Origin of the sequence: Mesorhizobium sp. M7A.F.Ca.US.005.03.1.1 (genome assembly GCF_003997975.1) — a bacterium.
Lineage (GTDB): Bacteria > Pseudomonadota > Alphaproteobacteria > Rhizobiales > Rhizobiaceae > Mesorhizobium > Mesorhizobium ciceri.
The window spans coordinates 45,676-67,661 of record NZ_RZRO01000006.1 but is presented as its reverse complement, the minus strand read 5'-3'; the positions used below and the strand labels follow the sequence as shown (position 1 = coordinate 67,661).

The window sequence follows — 21,986 nt, the reverse complement described above, 5'->3', positions numbered from 1 at the left end:
AGCTGACGCAAACGCCGCGAAACCGAAGGTTTTGCCGTTTGACATGCGGCTTCCGGCTCTGGCCGACGCGCCGTAGCTGGAAAGAGCGGAACAATGTCTGCGATCGAAGCCGGCGCTCGCGCGCCGGAAAATCTTTGGCGTCAGGAAATCAGGGCGACGCTGGCGCTCGCCTGGCCGATGGTGCTGACCAATCTCGGCCAGACCGCGATGACGGCCACCGACGTCATGATGATGGGCCGGCTGGGGCCGGATACGCTGGCCAGTGGCGCGCTTGGCGCCAACCTCTATTTCATGCCGCTGATCTTCGGCCTCGGCCTGATGCTGGCGACATCGCCGATGATCGCCACCGAGCTTGGCCGCCGCCGCTATTCGGTGCGCGACCTGCGCCGCACCGTGCGCCAGGGCCTGTGGCTGGCGATCCTGATCTCGATTCCGATCTGGCTCGTGCTTTGGCACGGCGAAGGCATTCTGCTGGCCATGGGCCAGGAACCGGCACTGGCGCATCAGGCCGGCATCTATCTGCGCTGGCTCGAATGGGCGGTGCTGCCCTTCTACTTCTATATCGTGCTGCGCTCGTTTATCTCGGCGCTGGAGCGGCCGGGCTGGGCGCTGGTCATCGTCTTTGTTGCCGTCGCCTGCAATGCCTTCTTCAACTGGGTGTTCATGTTCGGCAATCTCGGCGTGCCGTCGATGGGCATTGCCGGGTCGGGCCTTGCCACCTCGCTGTCCTCAACGCTGATGTTCATCGGCCTGGCTGCCGTGGTGATACTGGAGAAGAAGTTCCGCCGTTATCGTCTGTTCGGACGGTTCTGGCGATCGGACTGGCCACGCTTCAAGGGCCTGTTGCGGCTCGGCCTGCCGATTGCCGGCATTCTCGCCTTCGAGGTGACTATCTTCAATGCGGCCGCCCTGCTGATGGGCCTGATCGACGCGGATTCGCTGGCCGCGCACGCGATCGCCATCCAGATCGCCTCGATCTCCTTCATGGTGCCGCTTGGCCTCAACCAGGCGGTGACGGTGCGCGTCGGCCTTGCGCATGGCGCCGGCAATCCGCAAGGCGTGTCGCGCGCCGGCTGGACCGCCTTCGTCATCGGCGTTTCCTTCATGGCGCTGATGGGGCTGGTGATGATCCTGTGGCCGCATCCGCTGATCAGCGCCTTCATCGATCTGAGCAATCCGGCCAATGCCAGGGTGATCGAACTTGCCGTGTCGTTCCTGGTCTTCGCGGCGCTGTTCCAGGTCTTCGACGGCGCCCAGGCGGTGGCCGCCGGCATGCTGCGCGGCCTGCACGACACCAAGGTGCCGATGATCTATGCCGCGATCGGCTATTGGGGCGTCGGCCTGCCGCTTGGGGTGCTGCTCGCCTTCCATTTCGGCCTGCATGGCGTCGGCATCTGGATCGGCCTGTCGACGGGGCTGGCCGTGGTGGCCGCGCTGCTGCTGGCGCGCTGGCTGCGGCGCGACCGACTGGCGCCGCCGCTCGCGTTCGGGCATTGAAACAGCTCAATTGGGCTCGGCGGCTGTTGTCCTGTGGACGTTGGCTCATTGAACAACGCCTGCAGAACTCCCTCAAAATCCGGCGCCGCGCTGGAGGCGGTCAGAATGTCGGCGGCGTGTTGACCCAGAGGATGCGGACCGTGGTCGAACCGATATTGCGGTAGCCGTGGCCGAGTTCGGAGTTGAAATAGAACGCGTCGCCTGCCTCGAGCGCCACCACGTTCGCCTCGACCAGCAATTCGACGGAACCTTCGAGCACGTAGCCGAACTCTTGTCCCTTGTGGCTGATCAACTCGGGGCTGCCGCCGCCGGCCTCGATCACATGAACGTTGATCTGCAGCAGATATTCCGGACCGGACGGCACCAATTGCTCGAGCACGACATGGTTGCCCGAACGCCGATGTCCCGTCTCCATGTGCGGACGCTCGTTCTGCCGCAAAACGAACACTTCCGAGGCATTGTGCTGCAGCGTGCCGAACATCGCGTTCATGTTGATGCCCAGCGCCTGCACCAGCCGATGCAGAGCCGCCATGGACGGTGTAGCGCGGTCGTTTTCGATCTTCGAGAGATAACCCTCTGTCAGCCCGATGCGGGCGCCGAGCTCTTCCAGGCTGAGGCCAAGCACCTGTCTGGCATGGCGCAGCTTGACGCCGATCCTCGGGGTTCCGTTTCTGTCGCGCATGTCAGGTCCGCGTCTTCATCCAGTCCGCCAGCTTCGCCAGCAGGAAATCGACTTCCGCCTCGGTGTTGTAATGAGCCAGCCCGATGCGGACGACACCGTTGCGGTCCGCAAGCCCCAGCCGCTTGATTGGCTCCAAACCGTAATTGTGACCGTGCCAGAGATAGATGCCTTCCTCTGCCATCGCCTTGGCGATATCGGCGGGATCGGTTCCGTCAACGGTGATCGACACGGTAGGCACACGGCGCGCCAGCGCCGCCACATCGGATATGCCCTGGATCAAGACGCCATCAATTCTAGACAATCCGGCAATCAGCCGTGCTGTCAGGACACGCTCATAACGGTCGGCGACTTCAATGCCGGCGACGATGCGCTCCCGCCGCGTCGCCTGCGGGTGGACGTTGCCGAAGGACTGTCCGAGCCAGGCATAGTGCTCGACGGCGCCAAGCACCCCGGCAAGCGCCTCGCGGCTTGTCGTTCCCGTCTCGAATTTTCCAGGTGGCGTATTGGAAGCCGCGCGCACCTTATAGGCGGTCAGCGCCTGCAGCAGATCGAAACGGCCCCACAACACCCCGTGATGCGGTCCAAAAAATTTGTAGGCCGAGCAAACCAGGAAATCACAGCCGATCTCCTGGACGTCGATCACCCCATGCGGCGCGAACTGCACCGCGTCGATATAGCTCAGCGCCCCGATCGCGCGGGCGCGCTGCGCGATCCGCTTCACGTCGTTGATCGTGCCGGTAACGTTGCTGGCATATCCGACGGCGACCAGCTTGACGTCCTCGTCGATAGTCGCCTCCAGCGTCGACAGGTCGAGTTCGAAGGTTTTTGGATCGAGGTCGATCCAGCGTACTTCAAGCCCCCGATCCTCCGCCAGCATCAGCCAGGGTGCGACGTTGGCGTCATGATCCATGCGCGTCAGCACGATGGCGTCGCCGGCGTTCAGATCGCGGCCGATGGCGCGCGAGACGGCGAAAGTCAGAGTCGTCATGTTCTGGCCGAACACCACCTCACGCCGGTCGGCGGCATTGAAGAAATCGGCCATCGCCTGATGCGCGTCGTCGACCATCGCCTGGGCCGCGAGTGAGGTTTCGAAATAGCCACCAAGATTGGCGTTGGTTTCGATCATGGCACGCGTCATACGCTCGATCGAACGGCTCGCCATCTGGGTTCCCGCGGGATTGTCGAAGAAAATCCGCTTCTTCGGCCCGGCACCTCTCGCCATCGCCGGAAAAGCATCGCGGACCGTATCTATATCCATGTCTGAATTCCGTGTCTGATGATCGTTGTGCGGCGGCCCCTCGACCGCCGCCAGCAGCGGCTTCACGCGTTCAGCCGGCCGCTTCATGGATGGCGACAGCGCGAGCCGGGAAGCCAGATCCGGCCTTTGGCTTTGGCCAGCTTGCCATTATCAACGCGCCGGCTTCGGGCACTTTGTCGAGATTGGCCAAGAGCTCGATCTGCCAGCAGTCGCGCGACAGCACATAGTATTCCAGGCTTGCGTCACCTGCGGAAGTGGCACGGCCGGGATCAGTGTCCATGCCCTCGTGCCCGATCGCAGCGACACCGCGGCGTTCCAAAAGTTCCTCCAGCACCGGCTTCGACCAACCCGGCGCATGCGAGATACCGTCGGCCGACTTGTTCCGAAATGCCACGGGGTCCGGCCAGCGCGGCCACCAGCCGGTGCGAAGTGCGACAAAACACTTTTCCGGGATACGGCCGTTCCGCGTCTCCCAGGCCGAAATATCGTCGAGCGTCGGCGTCGCGTCGGGATCGGCGGCGACCCTGTCGCTGATGTCGAGGATGACCAGCGGCAGAAGCATCTCCGCCACCGGCAGTTGGTCGATCGAGCGGCCGCCGTCGATGAAGTGCACCGGCGGATCGACATGGGTGCCCCACTGTCCGACGAAGGCGTAGTGGTGGACCTGGAAGGCATCGCCCTTCGAAAAATCGAGCAACGCACTGCGCTCCTCGTCCGGGAAGGCCGGGAAATGCGGCTGACCCGGATGAAACGCATGCGTCAGGTCGGTGAAGGTCGCGGCGGAGAGCCGCGACCTGTAGATGTCCCAAAGCGAGCCCGGAGTGGACAAGATCACGGCTCCGCGACGAAGGTCGGTGCCGCTTCACTTGCCAGGACAAGCTTGCCGTCCTTGACACCAATGACCGAGACCGACTTGTCCGGCACCGAAATGCCCGGGCGGTAGGTGATCGTGCCGGTCACGCCGTCGAGCCCGGACGTAGCGGCCAGCGCGTCACGGATCTTGGCCGGATCCGGCGCACCGGCACGCTTGATCGCGTCGGCCATCAGCTTGACCGAGTCGTAGCCGAGCGCAGCGAACGCGTTCTCCGGGGCATTGCCGACCGACTTGGTGTAGGCGTCGATGAAGGCCTGCACCTTCGGGGTGGCGCCCTCACCGATGTAGGCGTGTGTAGTGAAGTAGGTGTCCTTGGCCGCGTCGCCGCCGACCTGGATCAGCAAGGGCGTGTCGTAGCCGTCGCCGCCGACCACCGGCAGGTTGATGCCGGCCTGGCGCATCTGCTTCAAGATCAGGCCGATTTCCTCGGCATTCGACGAGGCATAGACGAAGTCTGGCTGCGGCGACAGCGCCTTCAGTTTGGCGATCTGCGCGGTAAAGGTCTTGTCGCCGATCTTGTAGGTGTCGCGCTCCAAAATCTTGCCCCCGCCATGCTCGTAGGCGGTGACGAAGTAGTCCGACAGCAGCGTTGTGTATTCAGTGCCGATGTCGGTCAGCAGGTAGGCGGTTTTGCCGTTCAGCTTGTTCAGCGCAAACTCCGCGCCAACCGCAGCCTGAACGTTGTCGCCGAAGGCGGCGAGGAAGATCTCGTTGCCGAGCTGGCTCGGCAATTTCGGCGAGGTCGCGCCTGGCGTTATGAACGGTATCTGCGCCGTCTGGACCTGCGGTCCGATGGCCAGCACCGAGTCGGAATCGGCGAAGCCGATGATGCCGACGACCTTGTCGCTGTCGATCAACTGGCTGGCGACGGTCGAGATCGTCGTCGAATCGCTCTTGGAGTCGTAGATCACCAGTTCTATCTGCTGGCCGAGCACGCCGCCGGCGGCGTTGATTTCGCTCGCTGCCAGCTTGGCGCCATTCAGCATCGGACCGTCGAGCGAGGCCTGGATGCCGGTCAGGTTTGCCGGATAGCCGATCTTGATGGTGTCGGCAGCAAGTGCCGTGCTGGCCGAGGCAAGCGCGAAGAATGCGCCAAGTCCCAGGCCGATGGTACCGCGTCGAGTGAGTTTGATCATCGTTTTCGTTCCTCTGTCTGGTTCACCGTTGCCGATCTTTGGGTTGATCCGAACATAAGTTCCCGGTCCCCCATGATCCCCTTCGGCCGGAAGATCATGACTAGAATGAAGATGAAGCCGAGCACGATCTGGCTGGCGCCAAACAGGGCCGGCACCGCGAAATCGCCGATCGTGAAGCCGCGTTCGACCGAGCGCAGGATCTCCGACAACAGCGAAACGCAGATGACGCCGACCACCGCGCCGGTCAGGGAGCCCATGCCGCCCAGCACCAGCATTGTGATCAGACTCATCGTCAGCGCGAAGTAGAAAGTGTTCGGCAAAAACGAGCCGAGATAATGCGCATAGAGCGACCCGCCGACGCCCGAGAAGAACGCGCCGATGACGAAGGCGATCAGTCTGGTCCGCAGCACGCCGATTCCGACAGCGCTGGCCGCGATTGTGTCGTCGCGCACCGCCTTCATGGCGCGCCCGAAAGGCGAATAAACCAGGCGCGCCAGAACGAACACCGTGATGGCGAGCCAACCCATCACCCAGGGCAACGTCGTCTCCAGCGGCACGCCGGTAAACGTGCGGGCGCCTCGGGTGAAATCCGACGCATTGATCAGCACCACGTTGACGATAATCAAGAATCCCATCGTCGCCACCGAAACGAAATAGCCCGACAGGCGCATCAAGGGATAACCGACGACCACCGCAAGCAGTGCCGTCAGAACGCCTGCCACCAGCGTCGCCGGCAGGAAGGGGAGGCTGAAAGCATGCAGAAACCCCGGCAGATGCGGCAGCAATGCCATCTTCTGCTGCACCGGGATCGACAGGATCCCCGAAATATACGCGCCGGCGCCGATGAAGCCGACATGACCGAGCGAAAACACGCCGGTAAAACCGTTGCTCAGCGACAGCGCCAGCACCAGGATTGCATTCAGCGCGATCAGCAGGATAATCCGGACGAAATAGTCGCTCAGCACGTGCGGCGCACCGAAAGCGACAGCTGCTCCCGCCACCACGGCGACGAGGACGAGGAGTGTGATCCGCGCTTCCCGGCTCACAGCTTTATCTCCCGGTTTGGCTGGAGCAGCCCACCCGGGCGCACCAGGAGAAAGGCGATCAGCACGGCGAAGACGATTGCGTCGCGATAGGACGAGACGCTGCTCGGCAGGAATGCGACGATGAATATCTCCAGCGCGCCCAATATGTAGCCGCCGACCAGGGCGCCCGCGATCGACCCGAAGCCGCCGATGATTGCCGCCACGAAAGCCTTCAGGAGCGGCGTGAAGCCCATCTGCGGCTGCACCACGCCGGCCTGCGCCGCCCACAAAATGCCGGCGAGGCCGGCATAGGCGGATGCGACGATGAAGGCGACGATGATCAGCCGGTTGACGTTCAGACCGACAAGGTGTGCCGCCGACATGTCCTCGGCTGCGGCGCGCATGCCGAGCCCAGTCGTGGTGCGCGTGATAAACCAGCCGAGGAGCAGCAGCGACACGAAGGTCAGCGCGATGGTCAGGAGATTGATGCTGGTGAAGGTGATGGCGCCGTTCGACATTTCCCAGGAGGTGTTGAGAATATCGGGGAGTGGAAAATTGCGCGGCGAGGAGGTGAACACCAGGATGCCGACATTCTCGATGATGTAGGTGACGGCGAGGCTGGTCAGCAGTCGCGCAACGTCGGGCGCGTCGCGGATCGGGCGGTAGGCGATGCGTTCGATGAGGAAGCCGGCGGCGGCGGCCGCGGCGATGCCGCAGATCACGGCGACCGGGAACGGAACGCCGATGCCGACCAGCAAGGCAACCCCGAAGGCACCTACCATCATGACGTCGCCATGCGCGAAATTGGTCAGCTTGAGGACGCCGAAGACGATCGACAGGCCGACCGCCACCAGTGCGTAGAGGCTGCCGAGGCTCACCGCATTGACGATCTGCTGCAGGATATAGTCCAGCTGGGTCATGTTGCCGCCCCGAGATATGCCTGCGCCACGCGTTCGCTGTCGCGCAGTTCCGCGGACCGGCCAGACAGCGCCACCTGGCCCGTGCGCAGCACATAGGCGCGGTCGGCGAGGTCCAGCGCGAGCGTGATGTTCTGTTCCACCAGAAGCATCGTCATGCCCTGGCGCTTCAGTTCGGCAAGCGCGCTGAAGATGTGGCGCACCAGCAGCGGCGCAACGCCGAGCGAAGGCTCGTCGAGCAGCAGCAGGCGCGGCGCCGCCATCAGCGCGCGCGCCAAAGCAAGCTGCTGCTGTTCGCCGCCCGACAGCGTCCCGGCCAGCTGCTTCAGCCGCTGCTTGAGAATCGGGAACAGCATGAACATGCGCTCGCTGTCTCTGAGGATGGCATCCTTGTCGGTGCGGGTGCAGGCGCCGAGCCGCAGATTGTCAGCCACCGTCAGGCCGCCGAACAGGCGCCTGCCCTCCGGGCTCTGCGCGATGCCCAGACTTACGATGCGCGACGGAGCGACACCTCCAATCGGCTTGCCATCGAAGATGATCCTGCCGCCGCGCGGCCGCGACAGGCCGGAAATGGTGCGCAAGGTCGTGCTCTTGCCGGCGCCGTTGGCGCCCACCAACGCCACCACCTCGCCGGCATGGACGTCGAGCGAAATGCCCTTCAGCGCACGCACCGCGCCGAAATTGACCTCGAGGTTCTCGACGCTGAGCAGAACGGGGCTAGGCGTGGCCAAGATACGCCTCCCGCACTTTCGGGTGTTCGCGTACCTGCTCCGGTGTTCCGACGCAGATCACCTCGCCAGTCGCCAGCACCTGGATGCGTTCGCACAGCGCCATGATCAGGTCCATGTCGTGCTCGACAACGACCACCGTTACGCCATAGCGGTCACGGATCGTCCGGATCAGCGCTGCCAACACCTTGGTCTCGTTGGAATCAAGACCGGCAGCGGGCTCATCGAGCAACAGCAGTTGCGGGCCGGTCGCCAACGCACGCGCAATCTCCAGCCGCCGCTGATCGCCGTAGGGAAGATCCGCGGCGACCCTGCCGGCCTGATCTGTCAGGCCCATGAGGTCGAGGAGTTCGTCGGCCTTCTGCCGGGTCGCGGCCACCCGCTCGCGATAACGCCGACCGCGCAGCACGGTATCGGCGGCGCCGACAGGATGGCGCAACTGCGCCGCCGTCAGCACGTTCTGCGCGACGCTGAGGCTGCCGAACAGGCGAGAGCCCTGGAAGGTGCGGGCGATGCCCATCGCGACGATCTGCGATGTGCGCAGGCCGACGATCGACCGGCCCTCCATCTCGATGCTACCGGAATTCGGCTGGGAGAAGCCGGTGATCAGGTTGAAAAGCGTGCTCTTGCCCGAGCCATTCGGCCCGATTACCCCAATGATTTCACGTTCGTGGAGCTCGATGGAATGATCACGCAGGGCAACTAGCCCTCGAAAGGCTTTTGTCAGCCCGACCGTCCTCAACAGCACTCGACTCGACTGTCTATCCACCCGCCGGTTTGCCCCTGTCCCTCGCCGCCCCGTTCGGCCCGGTCAAGCTTCAAATGGACAATTCGAACGGCAAGATGTCAAGTCCTATTCCCAAGGGGAAAGCTATATGCCTGCCTCGGCTCGACCGTTGCCGCGACAGCACCGGCATCGATGCAGGGCCTGCAGTCCAGCGCGCCAGCGCTCGCTTCTCGAGCCTGCGCGCATAGTGCGTGGGCGCAAGGCACGAGACGAAGACGATCGGCGCCACCGGCCCGTAGACCTTGGGCGTCCTCGGACCGCGCTTGTGCTAGCTTGTTATCTGTTCGGCGACAGCTTCTTCGAGGCCGGCTGCGGCCTGGGCGGCGAGAGCGCGCGCCGCCGCCTGTGAATCGTAGAACTCCTCGAGCGCATGAACCCTGCCCCACCGCAGCGTGAACACGTGGAGACCACGGTTGACGTAGGACGTATCGCCGTTGAGCAGGGTAGCGGTGCCATCCCACTGAGCAAACACGGTGGTATGCCACGGCCAGCCCTTCACCCACACGTGGTTGACCGTGAGATGGAGAGTGGGCAGGACACGGCCGAGGCGCTCGAACCACCGGCGCAGGGCTTGCTTGTCGTGACGCTCGCCACCAAGCGCGTGTGCGCCACCAACCCGGTGATGGACATGCGGCGCGATGGCCTTCACCGCCGCATCCCAGCGATGGTTGTTGACGTCGTCGAAGCTCTGCCGGATCGATTTCTCGACAAAATAGCTGTAAAGCATGTGACCTCTCTCCAAACTTATCGGTGGCGCGCCGTTCCGACGCGAGACCCCGGCCAGCATCGCTCGGCCGTGGCCTGCGCGTCAGGTCAGGGCATTGTCGCGTCGGCTCGCAGGGATGTGTCCGTCTCGGTCGAGACCGTCACTTCCTCACCGGACCTTGAGAACGCGTAGAGCGGGCCCGGGTGGCCCGGTATGGAAAACGCCACGGCGTCACTGTTGGCGAGGCCCATGACAACCCGCAGCGGATCACCCCCGGCCTTCGGTGCGAAAGTGGCGGTGACCTCAAGCAGGTCGCCGCGCGGAACGTAGTAGGCCACCATGTCCAGGTGTCCCTGGTGCAGGCTACCGCCTTCGATCGGGCGTCCGATGGTGGCTTCCTCGGCAAGAGCCGGGGTTGCAAGAAACAGCGCCGCCAGCAGCGAGGCGCCCAAGGTTTTGCGGATCATCTCATTTGTCCTTTTTTAGATTGCGTTCACCCTCTATATAGGGTATAGATTACGAATGCAATCTAAAAAGGAGATGACGATGCGTGTAAGTCGCACTCAGGCCGCGGAAAACCGTGAGACCGTGATCAATGTGGCAAGCCGGCTTTTTCGGGAGCGCGGGTTTGACGGCATCGGCCTCAAGGATCTGATGAAAGGGGCCGGGCTGACCCAGGGTGCCTTTTACAAGCAATTCGAGTCGAAGGACGATCTGGCGGCGCTGGCGTCCAGGCGGGCGATGGAAAGCGCCACCCACAAATGGTCGGCCGCGACCGCGGCAAATCCCGGGAACCCGCTCGACGGGGTGATCTCATTCTACCTCAGCATGGATCATCGCGGAGAAAAGATGGACGGCTGCCCGGTCGTTGCGCTCGGCTCGGATGCGGCCAGGCAAGGTGCCGAGGTGAAGGCATCATTCGAGACGGGCATCAAAGCGTACCTTGAGATGCTCGGCGGTTGGGTTGGCGAGGGCGACAGCGAAAAGACCGGCAACAAGGCAATGGCCGTTCTCTCGACGATGGTCGGCGCGGTCGTGCTGTCGCGGGTCGTCAACGACCCCGACCTTGCGCAGGCTTTTCTGGATGCGGCGGCCGATCAGGTTCGCGAAGCAGTCGCTACTTGAACGGCGCGAGCAGCGCCGCCAGCACAGCAAGGATAGGAGAGCAGATGGAACGGATTGTCGTCACGGGCATGGGTGCGGTCACGCCCCTTGCCGCCAATGTCGAAGCGTCCTGGTCACGCCTGCTTGCTGGCCGGTCTGGCGTTCGCAGGCTTCCTGACGATGTGGTGGGAGAGCTGCCGGCTAAGATTGGCGGCGTGGTTCCCTCCCTGGGCGAAGACCCCGAGGCTGGTTTCGATGCCGATGCCGTCCTGTCCGCGAAGGATCAGCGCAAGGTAGACCGGTTCATTCTCTTCGCGCTGGCGGCGGCGGAAGAGGCGCTTGCGCAGGCGCAATGGAAGCCTGCCTTGGAGGCGGATCGCCTGCGCACGGCCACGATCATCGCTTCAGGTGTCGGCGGGTTCCCGGCCATCACCGAGGCGGTGCGCACGGTGGACCTGCGTGGCGCCCGCCGCCTGTCTCCCTTTACGGTGCCGTCCTTCCTGGTGAACCTCGCGGCGGGCCACATCTCGATCCGTCATGGCTTCAAAGGTCCACTCGGCGCACCGGTGACGGCGTGCGCGGCGGGCATCCAGGCGATCGGCGACGCCGCCCGCCTGATCCGCGCCAACGAAGCCGACATCGCCGTGTGCGGCGGAACGGAAGCGTGCATCAACACCGTCAGTCTCGGCGGTTTCGCCGCGGCTCGTTCTCTTTCAACCGGCTTCAATTGGGCGCCGGCCCAAGCCTCGCGCCCTTTCGACACATCGCGGGACGGCTTCGTCATGGGCGAAGGGGCCGGCGTGCTGGTCATCGAGGCGTTGAGCCACGCGTTGGCGCGCGGCGCAAAACCGATTGCTGAGCTCGTCGGCTACGGCACGACGGCGGATGCCCATCACGTCACCTCCGGGCCAGAGGACGGCGACGGCGCGCGCCGGGCCATGCAGATCGCGATTGCCCAGGCAGGGATTTCGCCACGCGACGTTCGTCATCTCAATGCGCATGCGACCTCCACGTCAGTCGGCGACCTGGGTGAGATCGAAGCGATCAAGAGCGTGTTCGGGCGCGATTTCGCGATAGCTGTCAGTGCCACGAAATCGGCGACCGGACACCTGCTCGGAGCGGCCGGCGGGCTTGGTGCGATCTTCGCAATCCTGGCGCTCAGGGATCAGGTCGCCCCGCCAACCCTCAACCTTGGCGAGGCCGATCCGGCCGGCGACGGAATCGACTTCGTCGCCAACGCACCCCGGCCCATGGAGATGGAGTACGCGATCTCCAATGGCTTCGGCTTTGGCGGCGTGAATGCCAGCGCCCTGTTCAGACGCTGGAACTAGCGGTGGCCAGACGCAGTCATGACCGACGCCCTTTGCCCCGGCCTATCTCAATGCTTTTCCCAATCCGATCCAACGCAAAGAAGGATATGAATCCATGAACAAGACCAATCCCGGCGTCGCCCTTGTCACAGGGGCATCTTCCGGCATCGGGCGCGCTACCGCCGACGCGTTGCTCGGCGCTGGCTTTCGCGTCTTCGGAACCAGCCGTCGCACGGCCTCACAGCAATCCGCCGGCGTGACCATGCTGACCTGCGACGTGACCGACGACGCGTCCGTCGCGACAATGGTCGATGACGTTCTGGCCGCGGCCGGACGCATCGACGTGCTTGTCAACAATGCCGGCATGGGCCTGTTTGGCGGCGCGGAGGAGTCCTCGACCGCCCAGGCCAAGGCGCTGTTCGACGTGAACGTCTTCGGCGTCTTGCGCGTGACCAACGCGGTGCTGCCGGCAATGCGGCGCCAAGGGAAGGGCAGAATCGTAAATTTGAGCTCGGTACAGGGGTTCATCCCCGCTCCCTATTTCGCGCTTTACTCGTCGACCAAACACGCCATCGAAGGGTATTCCGAGTCGCTCGATCACGAATTGCGCCCCTTCGGCATTCGCGTTTCGCTGGTGGAGCCCGCCTATACCCGCACATCATTCGAGGACAATCTTGCCGCCCCCGACCGGTCGCTCGAAATCTACGACTCCGCGCGCGCGGGGATGACTATGTCAGTGCGGAAATCAATGGAAAAAGGCGATGCGCCCGAAGTGGTCGCCAAGACCATTCTGGCAGCAGCGACCGATCCCGCGCCGAAGAAACGCTATGCGGCGGGGAAAATGGCGCGCCAGGTCCGTTTCCTGCGCCGTTTCGTCCCCGCATCCGCATTCGACAAGAGCCTGCGCAAGCAGCTTGGGTTGCCGGTCTGAAATCGGGCGCTGCCTTGGCGCGTCAGCGAGCAGCCGCCTGTTTCTCGAGCCTGCGGGCGTATTGCGTCAGCGGAAAGCACATGACGAAGAAGATCAGCGCCACCAGCCCGTATACCTTGAACGGTTCGAAGGTCGCATTGTTGATGGCGTTGGAGGTCCGCACCAGCTCCTCGAAGCCGATGATCGAGGTGAGCGCCGTCGATTTGATCAGCTGCACCAGGAAGCCGACCGTGGGTGCGCGGGTGATCGAAAACGCCTGCGGCAGGATGATCAGCCTGAGTTCCTGCAGATAGTGCAGGCCGAGGCTGGCACCGGCGTCCCATTGACCGAGGGGTAGCGCCGCGACGCCGGAGCGCCAGATCTCGGCGAGATAGGCGCTGGCGAAGAAGGTGAGGCCGAGCGCCGCCGCGGTCCACGGCTCGATGCGCAGACCAAGCATCGGCAGGCCGAAGAACATCAGGAACAGCTGCATCAAGAGCGGCGTCCCCTGGAACAGGGCGATGTAGCCGGAGGCGACACGCCGGCTCCATTTGTTCTCAGCGATCCTGAAGAACAGCACGATCATGCCGACGATGCCGCCGCCGATAAAGGCGGCCAGCGATAGCAGCACCGTCCAGCGGGCGGCGAGCAGTAGGTTGCGCACGATGTCCCAGAAGGTGAACTCGATCATGACACACCGGCTCCGAGCGCGCGGCGCCCGCCTGACACCAGCAGCCGGCGCAAGGCCATCGACAGAGCGAGATAGACCAGCGTCACGACGAAATAGGTCTCGAAGGAGCGGAAGGTGCGTGCCTGCAGCATGTCGGCCTCGTAGGTCAGCTCACGCACGGCGATCTGCGACACGACGGCGGACTCCAGCATCATGATGACGATCTGGCTGGTGAGCGCGGGGTAGATGATCTTGAGCGCCTGCGGCAGCACGATCTTGACGAACACCTGGCGTGGCCGCAGCCCAAGGGCCAGCGCTGCTTCCGTCTGCCCGCCGGGCACGGCGTCAAGCCCGGCGCCGACGATCTCGATGGTGTAGGCCGCCATGTTGAGCGTCATCGCCAGCATCGCGGCCAGGAGCGGGTCGAGCCGGACGCCCAGGCTGGGCAGCCCGAAGAAGATGAAGAACAACTGCACCAGGAACGGCGTGTTGCGCATCACCTCGACATAGCAGGCGATTGCCCGCTTGAGCAGCACCGGGCCGTTTCGCCGCCCCGCGGCACCCAGGATGCTGAGCAGCGTTCCGGCCAGCGTGGTCACGGCGATCAGCAGGATCGTCGTGGCCGCGCCATGCGCGATGTCGCCCAGGGCACCCGGGAGCCAGGCAAAGGCCACGGAAACTCAATCCTTGAGATTGTCGGGATTGAGCGGCGTCTTCAGCCAGGCTTTCGAGCTTTCGTCCAGCTTGCCGTCGGCCAGCATCTTGGCGACCGCATCGTTGACGGCCTTCTTCAGGCCGTCTTCGTTCTTGTTGAGGCCGATATGCGAGGGCGAGGTCAGAAGCTGGAACTTCTGCTCCGGCTTCAGTGCGTCCTGCTTGGCCAGCACCTGCGCGCCGACGTCGTTGCCGACGACCATCAGCTGCGTCTGGCCGGAGATGAAGGCCTGGATCACCGAATTGTAGTTGTCGAAGCGCTTTATGTCGGCCGATGCCGGTGCTGCCTCGGTGAGCGAGGTGTCTTCCAGCGTGCCGCGATTGACGGCGATCGACTTGTCGGCGAGGTCTTCCTTGCCTTTGACGGCAAGCGCTGCCGGACCGATCACGGCGATGTAGTAGGGCGCGTAGGCAGCGGCGAAGTCGATGACCTGCTCGCGTTCCTTCGAATAGCCGACGCTCATCAGCAGGTCGACGCGATGATCGTTCAGATACGGGATGCGGTTCTGGCCGGTGACGGCGATGGGATTGAGCTTCACCTTGAGCGTATCGGCGATGTATTGCGCGACATCCATGTCATAGCCCTTGAGGCTCATGTCGGCGCTGGCCGAGGAGAAGGGCGGAAAGTCGGCGAAGACGCCGACATTGATGGTGCCGGCCTTGGTGATGTCCGCCAGCGCATCGGCGCTAGCGGCCTGAACTGCGAGGCCGAAACCGGCCGTGCCGAGCATCAGCACGGCGGCGATGGAGGCAAATGTCTTACGGATTGTCATTGTCATTCCCCTGTCTGGAAGCTTTGTTTGTTCGGGTCGGCCGCCGGCTCCAGCGCGGCGGCTGCCTTTGCTTTTCTAGACGTCAGGCGCCCTTGCCTGTTATCGCCGGGCTGAACACCATCAGGCTCAGTATCTCGAACAGCACCTGCGCCGCAGCGTGCGCCGTGTTGGTGGTGGCGTCGTATTGCGGCGCCACCTCGACGACGTCGCCGCCGACGATGTTGAGACCTTTGAGGCCGCGCAGGAGTTCAAGCACTTCGCGCGTCGTCAGCCCGCCGACCTCCGGCGTGCCGGTGCCCGGCGCGAAGGCCGGATCGACGCTGTCGATGTCGAAGGAGACATAGGTCGGGCCGTCGCCGACGATCTTGCGCGCCTTCTCGATGATCGCCGGAATGCCGAGGCCGGTCACCTCCTCGGCATGCACCACGGTCATGCCGGACTCGTAGGTGAACTCCCACAGATATTCGGCCGAGCCGCGGATGCCGATCTGGATCGTGCGCGTCGGGTCGAGCACGCCGTCAAGCACAGCGTTGCGGAACGGGCCGCCATGGTGGAACTTGGTCATGTCGAACAGGCCGCTGGTGTCGCAGTGGGCGTCGATATGGATCAACCCGACCGGAGCTTTCTTGCCGACGGCCTTCAGGACCGGATGGCTGATCGAATGGTCGCCGCCGATCGACAGCGGAATCACCCCGGCATCGACGATCTGGTTGGTGCGGCGCTCGATATCCTCATGGCTGGTCTCAAGCCGGTAGCGGCTGCGGAACGGCGTGTCACCAATGTCGGCGACCCTGAGCTCATGCGTCGGCGCGCATTCCAGCACGTGATTGTAGGGCCCGATGCGCTCGATGGCGCGCAACGCCCTTGGCCCGAAGCGCGAGCCCGGGCGGTTGGTGACGCCGAGATCCATCGGCACGCCGATCATCGCCACCTGCAAATCGCCGAAATCCGGATTGTCGGCCGATATTTCGCGGTAGGGCGCGGCAAGAAAGGTCGGGATGCCTGAATAGGGCGCCAGCCGCGTGCCGCTCTTGGAGAAGATCTTGTCGGCGACCTTGCGGAATTTCGGGTCGAACATCTCGCCGCCATGGCTTTCACCATATTTGCGACGCAACGCATCGAGCTTGCCGCGATCGTATCCCATGTCCGCTCCTCCTGGGCTGATGCAGTGCCGGCGCGGGTGACGCCTGCGAACCGACCGTCATCCGGCCGGGCCGCTGTCCCGCTGGCTGCCTGCAGATTTCATGTCTTGATGCTGTTCTGAACTCAAGTGTCTGGCAGTGGCATTGAAAAATCAATTGATATTGTTAGGGTGTTTTCTGTGAGAAAATCTCACAACAAAGTGGTACCATGACCAAGCGCCTGCCACCGCTCAATCCGCTGCGCGCCTTCGAGGCAACGGCTCGCCATGGTTCACTGACCAAGGCGGCGACTGAGCTGAACGTCACGCATGGCGCTGTCAGCCACCAGATCAAGGCGCTCGAGCAGTCGCTCGGTGTCAAGCTGTTCGAGCGGGTCGGCCAGCGGGTCAAGCTGACACCGCATGGCGCGGAGCTTCTGCCGGCGGTGTCGACCGCGTTCGACGGCATCGCCGCCGCCACCCAGCGCATGACAAGGCCGGCGAGCAGCGGCACACTTTCGGTCTCCTGCGTGCCGGCGCTACTGTTGCTGTGGATGACACCGCGGCTCGGCAGTTTCATGGCGCAATATCCCGACATAAGGCTGACGCTTATTCCTTCCAACGATCCCAAGGATTTGCGGGCGCCCAATATCGATGTCTGCGTGCATTATGGCGACGGCAGCTGGACCGATTGCTGGATGCGCAAATGGTCGGGCCTCGAACTGTTTCCCGTGGTCAGCCCGACCTTGATCAACAACCGGCCGATCCGCAGCGTCAGGGATCTCGCCGATCATGTCTTCCTGCATGGCGATGACGGCCGCGAGTGGCACACCTGGCTGGCTGCCGCCGATGCGCTGGACCTGGAGCGGGGCCGCCGCCATCACCTCGGCGATGCCCGTATGGCGACCGAGGCGGCGGTGCACGGCCACGGCGTGGCGCTGGGCGACTCGGTGACGGCAAGCGCGCTGCTGGCCAGGGGCATGCTGGTCGCGCCGTTCAGCCTGTCGGTGCCGGCGGTCGACGATTTCTATGTCGTCTGCCGCAACGAGATGCGGGCGACGCCGATCGTGCAGGTGTTCATCGACTGGCTGTTTGCCGAGAAAGCGGGGGACGACGGGCGCGCCGACGCCCCGGTGGCCGGCCGCATCGTCAGCCGCCGCAAGCGTCCGGCGCTCAGGGTGATGGGCAGCAAATCCGCAAGCTGATGCCAGGCTGCGCGCCGCCGCATGCAGGCAGCTCTTTTTGTCGGGCCAGCCTGAAAGCGGGCAGCGTTGCGGCCGATTCGATGCTATGAGGCCTGTCGCGATTGTGGATGGCAGGCAGCGAAGGCGGTGTTGAAACATGGCTAAGACCGATATTGCGCGGCGCGTCTACAACCACACCTGGAAGCTCGACCCGATCGTGCGCAGCCTGCTCGACACGGATTTCTACAAGCTTTTGATGCTGCAGATGATCTGGGGCATGTATCCCAAGGTCGACGCAACCTTCTCGCTGATCAACCGCACGACCTCGGTGCGCCTTGCCGACGAGATCGACGAGAGCGAATTGCGCGAACAACTCGACCATGCCCGCACCTTGCGCTTCTCCAAGAAGGAGATGATCTGGCTCGGCGGTAACAATTTCTACGGCCGCAAGCAGATCTTCGAACCGGAATTCCTCGCCTGGCTGGAAGGCTTCCGGCTGCCCGAATACGAGCTGTCGAAGTGCGACGGGCAGTATGAACTGACCTTCAGCGGGCCGTGGATGTACACCACGCTGTGGGAAATCCCGGCGCTCGCCATCATCAATGAACTCCGATCTCGCGCGGCGATGCGGGCGTTCGGGCCTTTCGCGCTCGACGTGCTCTATGCCCGCGCCAAATCCAAGATGTGGGCCAAGACCGAGCGGCTGAAGGCGCTGCCCGGCATCCGCATCTCGGACTTCGGCACGCGCCGGCGCCATTCCTTCCTATGGCAGCGCTGGTGTGTCGAGGCGTTGAAGGAAGGCATCGGCGAGGCGTTCACCGGCACCTCCAACGTGCTTTTGGCCATGGACAACGACCTCGAAGCGCTCGGCACCAACGCACATGAGCTGCCGATGGTGTTTGCCGCGCTTGCCGACTCGGAAAAAGAGCTGAGACAGTCGCCCTACAAGGTGCTGCAGGACTGGCAGCGCTACTATGGCGGCAATCTCTTGATCGTGCTGCCCGACGCCTTCGGCACAGCCTCATTCCTGCGCGATGCGCCGGACTGGGTGGCCGACTGGACGGGCTTTCGCCCCGACAGCGCGCCGCCGATCGAAGGCGGCGAAAAAATCCTGTCCTGGTGGCGCGACAAGGGCAAGGACCCCAAGCAGAAACTGCTGATCTTCTCCGACGGGCTCGAGGTCGAAACCATCGAGGAGACCTATCGCCACTTCAAGGGCAAGGTGCGTATGTCGTTCGGCTGGGGCACCAATCTGACCAATGATTTCGAAGGCTGCGCGCCGACGGAAACCAACAGCCTCGACGCCATATCGCTGGTCTGCAAGGTCACCGAGGCCAATGGCAGGCCAGCGGTCAAGCTGTCGGACAATCCGGCCAAGGCGACCGGCGATGTGAAAGAGATCGAGCGGTATCTCAGGATTTTTGGCGAGAAGGACCGCGTGGAGCAATTGGTCAAGGTGTGAGGGGTGGTGGGCCTCTTGGATAGGCCGAGTTCCCTGGCGCCCCCCTCTGTCCTGCCGGACATCTCCCCCTCAAGGGGGGAGATTGGACGTCATCTCCGCTTTCGCCAATTTTCGACGCCCAACGAAAAGCGCCGATCGAGCGAACTGCCAATCTCCCCCCTTGCGGGGGGTGAGGAGTGGTCCGCGCAGCGGACGGAAAGCCAATTGCTTGGCTTTCCGAACGACGAACGCCCGGAGCGACGGCGAAGAGCCGGGTCCGGCAGGACAGAGGGGGGCGCCGCAGGGTGCCGTCATCTATCGTTGGCATTGTTGCTTACAGCCGTATCGCTCGTATTGCCCGCCCCCGCCTGCGCACACGCCTCCGATCAGGGCCACGTCCTGCTGTTGCCGACCGGCTACTATCTGGTTGGAGGCGCTTTCGCCGTGGCGATCAGCTTCCTCGTCCTGGCGCTGCTGCCGGCGGCTTCGCTTGACCGCTTCTGGCGCCGACGCCTGCCGCTGTTCACCTTCGGCGACAGCGCCCGCGCCGCCATCAGCCTGATATCCTTTGCCGGCTTTGCAATTCTCATTGCCGCCGGCCTGTTCGGCAGCCGCGACCCACTCTCCAATCCGCTGCCGCTGCTGATCTGGACACTGATGTGGGCCGGCCTCACGCTGCTGCAGGGCGTCTTCGGCGACCTCTGGTCGTGGCTCAATCCCTGGTACGGGCCCTGGCGTCTGATCTCACGTCTCTTGCGCGCGGGCGATGAAGGGATACCGCGGCTTCCCCGATGGCTCGGTTGCTGGCCAGCGTTCATCCTGTTTTTCGCCTTTGCCTGGTTCGAACTCATCGATCCGGCGCCCGACGATCCGGCGCGGCTGGCATATGCTGCCGGCTTCTATTGGCTGCTCACCCTCATTGCCATGCTGGCATTCGGCTATCGCGGCTGGAGCCGCGGCGGAGAATTCCTGACGGTCTTCTTCTCCATGGTGGCGCGCTTCGCGCCCATCGAGCGCAACGACGCCGGCCGGCTCGCGCTCTGCTGGCCCGGCGCCAAGCTGCTTGCCGCCGAACCGTTGCCGCCCAGCGGCATCGCCTTCCTGTTGCTTGCGCTGTCGTCGGTGTCCTTCGACGGCCTGTCCAAAACCTTCTTCTGGCTCGGCCTGTTCGGCATCAACCCGCTCGAATTTCCCGGCCGCACGGCGCTGATCGGCAGCGGCACTTTCGGGCTGATCCTGACATTCGCGCTGCTGGCGGCGGTGTTCCTGCTTGCCGTCTGGCTCGGCCAACGTCTTGCCGGCAGCGACCACATTCTTAACCAGGCGGCCGGTCAGCTGGTGTGGTCGATCGTGCCGATCGCGCTTGCCTATCACATTGCGCATTATCTGACGGCGCTGCTCGTCGACGGCCAATATGCGCTTGCGGCACTTTCCGATCCGTTCGCGATGGGCTGGAACCTGTTCGGCACCGCCGATATGCAGATTGAGGCCGGCATCGTTGCGGGGGCGGACTCTGCGTGGTGGCTGTGGAATATCCAGGCCGGCGCCATCATCCTGGGCCATGTGCTCGCCGTCCTCGTCGCTCACGGCTTCGCCTGGCGCCTGCACCCACAGCCCTCCCGCGCGGCCCTCAGCCAGTTCCCGCTTACCTTGCTGATGATCGCCTACACCGTCTTCGGCCTCTGGTTGCTTGCCACGCCGACTGTCGGATGAGAAAAGGCGACCAGCATGCCTTCGGGGAAAGCCCGCTTGCCACGTCGGGGCTTTGGTGATTTAGTTTGTACACATGCGATTTTTTGCCTCGTTGCAGCCAGTCAAAACTCAAAAACAGGGGAACTGCCGTGACTGACAAGAATGGGTTTTTCGATCTCTCCAGATCCACGCTCACCCGCCGCACCGCACTGAAAGGTCTGGCCGCAGGCGCCGGCCTCGGCCTTGCCCCTGGCTTCGTCCGCTATTCCCAGGCGCAGAGTTCGGCGCCGATCAAGATCGGCTTCCAGTCGCACCGCACCGGCATCGGCGCTGCCTATGGCCGCTGGTACGAAAAGACGACAGCTGCCGCAGTCAAGGCGATCAATGCAGCCGGCGGCATCAATGGCCGCCAGGTCGAGGTGATCATCGAGGATGACGGCACCGATCCCGGCCGTGGCGCCGAGGTGGTCGGCAAGTTCGCCACCCAGCACAAAACCGACATCGTCTTCGGCACGCTGTTCTCGCATGTCGTCATCGGCTCGGCGCCCGCCGCCGGCGAAAACAAGATGCCCTATTTCGTCGTCAGCGAAGGCCATCACGTCGCCTCGACCAAGCTGAACCGCTATGTCTTCCAGCCCGGCATCACCGACGTGAAGAGCCAGATCCAGTCGATGGCGCCGTGGATCGCGGCTAACGCCGGCAAGAAGGTGACGCAGATCTTCCCGGATTTCGCCTTCGGCTACGACCACCGCGACTACCTGCCGCCGGCGCTGAAGGCGCAAGGCGGCGAGGTCATCGCGCAGATCGCCATCCCGCCGACGGAATCATCCTTCACCAAGTATTTTCCGCAGATCCCGGCCGAGACCGAGGTGATCTACCACGTCATGGTCGGCCCGGCCGTGCTCACCTTCGTCAAGGAGCTTGGTGAGTTCTACGGCTCCAACCGGCCGCAACTGTTCGGCTTCATCGATTCGCTCGAAGCCACCGACATCAACAGCCCCGGCCTCGAATTCCTCGATGGCAGCCATTTCTGGGAAGGCTCGCCGCGCTATGCGCAGGCCGATGATTCCGAGGCGCAGAAGGCCTATCGCGCTGCTGTCGGCATCGACGACAATGGCGCCGCCGTCGGCGACCCCAAGGACGTCTCCACCGCCGCCCACATGTTCGGCTGCTGGGAAACGCTCTACGTCGTCAAGAAGGCGATGGAGGACGCCGGCTACAAGGGACCGGAAGACCGCGCCAAGCTGGTCGAGGCGACCGAGGCGCTGACCGAATTCGCCGAAGGTCCGGAACATCCGCAGGGACCGAAGACCTTCAACGGCAAGATCCACCAGTGCTTTGGCATCCAGAACATCTCCAAGATCGAAGGCGGCAAGCTCAAGGTCGTGCACAAGACCAAGATCGAGGACGGACTTTACGAGGCCGAAGGGGATTACACGACGCAGGCGCTGTGAGCTG

22 protein-coding genes are annotated in these 21,986 nt (G+C 63.7%); 8 read left to right on the top strand and 14 right to left on the bottom strand.

Annotated features, from left to right (window positions below):
- Positions 1-93 precede the first annotated feature (93 nt).
- A complete protein-coding gene (locus EN990_RS04605) occupies positions 94-1,497 on the top strand; it encodes an MATE family efflux transporter (RefSeq protein WP_127369853.1) in 1,404 nt (467 codons plus the stop codon).
- A gap of 100 nt (positions 1,498-1,597) precedes the next feature.
- Here EN990_RS04605 and EN990_RS04600 read toward each other — a convergent pair whose 3' ends face one another.
- The 10 genes from EN990_RS04600 to EN990_RS04555 form a co-directional block, all read right to left on the bottom strand.
- Positions 1,598-2,179, bottom strand: a complete 582-nt coding sequence (locus tag EN990_RS04600) for a cupin domain-containing protein (protein ID WP_013528422.1) — start codon at positions 2,177-2,179, stop codon at positions 1,598-1,600.
- Position 2,180: 1 nt separating this feature from the next.
- Positions 2,181-3,437: a cysteine desulfurase-like protein gene (locus EN990_RS04595; RefSeq protein WP_127369852.1), complete on the bottom strand. Its 1,257-nt coding sequence runs from the start codon at positions 3,435-3,437 to the stop codon at positions 2,181-2,183.
- A gap of 70 nt (positions 3,438-3,507) precedes the next feature.
- Positions 3,508-4,266: a cyclase family protein gene (locus EN990_RS04590; RefSeq protein ID WP_013528424.1), complete on the bottom strand. Its 759-nt coding sequence runs from the start codon at positions 4,264-4,266 to the stop codon at positions 3,508-3,510.
- A gap of 2 nt (positions 4,267-4,268) precedes the next feature.
- Positions 4,269-5,447, bottom strand: a complete 1,179-nt coding sequence (locus EN990_RS04585) for an ABC transporter substrate-binding protein (RefSeq protein WP_013528425.1) — start codon at positions 5,445-5,447, stop codon at positions 4,269-4,271.
- Positions 5,444-6,493 carry a branched-chain amino acid ABC transporter permease gene (locus tag EN990_RS04580; RefSeq protein ID WP_127388245.1) on the bottom strand — a complete coding sequence of 350 codons (1,050 nt, stop codon included), beginning with the start codon at positions 6,491-6,493 and terminating at the stop codon, positions 5,444-5,446. The genes EN990_RS04585 and EN990_RS04580 overlap by 4 nt, the downstream gene beginning before the upstream one ends.
- Positions 6,490-7,392, bottom strand: coding sequence for a branched-chain amino acid ABC transporter permease (locus EN990_RS04575; protein ID WP_024502052.1), 903 nt, complete (start codon positions 7,390-7,392; stop codon positions 6,490-6,492). Before EN990_RS04575 ends, EN990_RS04580 begins: the two co-directional genes overlap by 4 nt.
- Positions 7,389-8,120: an ABC transporter ATP-binding protein gene (locus tag EN990_RS04570; protein ID WP_013528428.1), complete on the bottom strand. Its 732-nt coding sequence runs from the start codon at positions 8,118-8,120 to the stop codon at positions 7,389-7,391. The genes EN990_RS04575 and EN990_RS04570 overlap by 4 nt, the downstream gene beginning before the upstream one ends.
- Positions 8,107-8,886 (bottom strand): ABC transporter ATP-binding protein, encoded by a 780-nt coding sequence (locus EN990_RS04565; protein ID WP_024502054.1) that lies wholly within the window; start codon positions 8,884-8,886, stop codon positions 8,107-8,109. The genes EN990_RS04570 and EN990_RS04565 overlap by 14 nt, the downstream gene beginning before the upstream one ends.
- Positions 8,887-9,172: 286 nt before the next feature.
- On the bottom strand, positions 9,173-9,631 hold the full coding sequence (locus tag EN990_RS04560) for a nuclear transport factor 2 family protein (RefSeq protein WP_013528430.1): 459 nt from the start codon (positions 9,629-9,631) through the stop codon (positions 9,173-9,175).
- Positions 9,632-9,717: 86 nt separating this feature from the next.
- Positions 9,718-10,077, bottom strand: coding sequence for a hypothetical protein (locus tag EN990_RS04555; protein ID WP_127368937.1), 360 nt, complete (start codon positions 10,075-10,077; stop codon positions 9,718-9,720).
- 79 nt (positions 10,078-10,156) lie between these two features.
- On the opposite strand from EN990_RS04555, the gene EN990_RS04550 reads away from it, so the two are divergent.
- The 3 genes from EN990_RS04550 to EN990_RS04540 all read left to right on the top strand — a co-directional run bounded on the left by EN990_RS04550 (position 10,157) and on the right by EN990_RS04540 (position 12,955).
- Entirely contained in the window at positions 10,157-10,735 is a 579-nt protein-coding gene (locus tag EN990_RS04550; protein ID WP_127384821.1) for a TetR/AcrR family transcriptional regulator, read from the top strand.
- Positions 10,736-10,779: 44 nt separating this feature from the next.
- Positions 10,780-12,045 (top strand): beta-ketoacyl-ACP synthase II, encoded by a 1,266-nt coding sequence (gene fabF, locus EN990_RS04545; RefSeq protein ID WP_084015525.1) that lies wholly within the window; start codon positions 10,780-10,782, stop codon positions 12,043-12,045.
- A gap of 94 nt (positions 12,046-12,139) precedes the next feature.
- Complete coding sequence (locus EN990_RS04540) at positions 12,140-12,955, top strand: oxidoreductase (protein WP_127365447.1); 816 nt, start codon at positions 12,140-12,142, stop codon at positions 12,953-12,955.
- 22 nt (positions 12,956-12,977) lie between these two features.
- On the opposite strand, the gene EN990_RS04535 is transcribed toward EN990_RS04540, so the two are convergent.
- From EN990_RS04535 to speB, 4 genes are all read right to left on the bottom strand, one after another.
- Positions 12,978-13,625 (bottom strand): amino acid ABC transporter permease, encoded by a 648-nt coding sequence (locus EN990_RS04535; protein ID WP_024502056.1) that lies wholly within the window; start codon positions 13,623-13,625, stop codon positions 12,978-12,980.
- Positions 13,622-14,278 carry an amino acid ABC transporter permease gene (locus EN990_RS04530; RefSeq protein ID WP_027161086.1) on the bottom strand — a complete coding sequence of 219 codons (657 nt, stop codon included), beginning with the start codon at positions 14,276-14,278 and terminating at the stop codon, positions 13,622-13,624. The genes EN990_RS04535 and EN990_RS04530 overlap by 4 nt, the downstream gene beginning before the upstream one ends.
- Positions 14,279-14,284: 6 nt before the next feature.
- Positions 14,285-15,091 carry a transporter substrate-binding domain-containing protein gene (locus EN990_RS04525; protein ID WP_013528437.1) on the bottom strand — a complete coding sequence of 269 codons (807 nt, stop codon included), beginning with the start codon at positions 15,089-15,091 and terminating at the stop codon, positions 14,285-14,287.
- Between the two features lie 82 nt (positions 15,092-15,173).
- Positions 15,174-16,235: an agmatinase gene (gene speB / locus EN990_RS04520; protein ID WP_127370311.1), complete on the bottom strand. Its 1,062-nt coding sequence runs from the start codon at positions 16,233-16,235 to the stop codon at positions 15,174-15,176.
- A 206-nt stretch (positions 16,236-16,441) separates the two neighbouring features.
- Between speB and gcvA the strand changes: the two genes are divergently transcribed.
- The 4 genes from gcvA to EN990_RS04500 all read left to right on the top strand — a co-directional run bounded on the left by gcvA (position 16,442) and on the right by EN990_RS04500 (position 21,982).
- Positions 16,442-17,416, top strand: coding sequence for a transcriptional regulator GcvA (gcvA, locus tag EN990_RS04515; RefSeq protein ID WP_127384822.1), 975 nt, complete (start codon positions 16,442-16,444; stop codon positions 17,414-17,416).
- A gap of 136 nt (positions 17,417-17,552) precedes the next feature.
- On the top strand, positions 17,553-18,857 hold the full coding sequence (gene pncB, locus EN990_RS04510) for a nicotinate phosphoribosyltransferase (RefSeq protein ID WP_127369687.1): 1,305 nt from the start codon (positions 17,553-17,555) through the stop codon (positions 18,855-18,857).
- 300 nt (positions 18,858-19,157) lie between these two features.
- Entirely contained in the window at positions 19,158-20,549 is a 1,392-nt protein-coding gene (locus EN990_RS04505) for a hypothetical protein (protein WP_128336927.1), read from the top strand.
- Positions 20,550-20,677: 128 nt separating this feature from the next.
- Positions 20,678-21,982 (top strand): ABC transporter substrate-binding protein, encoded by a 1,305-nt coding sequence (locus EN990_RS04500; protein ID WP_013528442.1) that lies wholly within the window; start codon positions 20,678-20,680, stop codon positions 21,980-21,982.
- The last annotated feature ends 4 nt before the right edge of the window (positions 21,983-21,986 follow it).

Coding starts and splice junctions, on each gene's coding strand:
- EN990_RS04605 (WP_127369853.1), top strand. CDS start 94: ATGTCTGCGATCGAAGCCGGCGCTCGCGCGCCGGAAAATCTTTGGCGT.
- EN990_RS04600 (WP_013528422.1), bottom strand. CDS start 2,179: ATGCGCGACAGAAACGGAACCCCGAGGATCGGCGTCAAGCTGCGCCAT.
- EN990_RS04595 (WP_127369852.1), bottom strand. CDS start 3,437: ATGGATATAGATACGGTCCGCGATGCTTTTCCGGCGATGGCGAGAGGT.
- EN990_RS04585 (WP_013528425.1), bottom strand. CDS start 5,447: ATGATCAAACTCACTCGACGCGGTACCATCGGCCTGGGACTTGGCGCA.
- EN990_RS04575 (WP_024502052.1), bottom strand. CDS start 7,392: ATGACCCAGCTGGACTATATCCTGCAGCAGATCGTCAATGCGGTGAGC.
- EN990_RS04560 (WP_013528430.1), bottom strand. CDS start 9,631: ATGCTTTACAGCTATTTTGTCGAGAAATCGATCCGGCAGAGCTTCGAC.
- EN990_RS04555 (WP_127368937.1), bottom strand. CDS start 10,077: ATGATCCGCAAAACCTTGGGCGCCTCGCTGCTGGCGGCGCTGTTTCTT.
- EN990_RS04550 (WP_127384821.1), top strand. CDS start 10,157: ATGCGTGTAAGTCGCACTCAGGCCGCGGAAAACCGTGAGACCGTGATC.
- fabF (WP_084015525.1), top strand. CDS start 10,780: ATGGAACGGATTGTCGTCACGGGCATGGGTGCGGTCACGCCCCTTGCC.
- EN990_RS04540 (WP_127365447.1), top strand. CDS start 12,140: ATGAACAAGACCAATCCCGGCGTCGCCCTTGTCACAGGGGCATCTTCC.
- EN990_RS04535 (WP_024502056.1), bottom strand. CDS start 13,625: ATGATCGAGTTCACCTTCTGGGACATCGTGCGCAACCTACTGCTCGCC.
- EN990_RS04525 (WP_013528437.1), bottom strand. CDS start 15,091: ATGACAATCCGTAAGACATTTGCCTCCATCGCCGCCGTGCTGATGCTC.
- speB (WP_127370311.1), bottom strand. CDS start 16,235: ATGGGATACGATCGCGGCAAGCTCGATGCGTTGCGTCGCAAATATGGT.
- gcvA (WP_127384822.1), top strand. CDS start 16,442: ATGACCAAGCGCCTGCCACCGCTCAATCCGCTGCGCGCCTTCGAGGCA.
- pncB (WP_127369687.1), top strand. CDS start 17,553: ATGGCTAAGACCGATATTGCGCGGCGCGTCTACAACCACACCTGGAAG.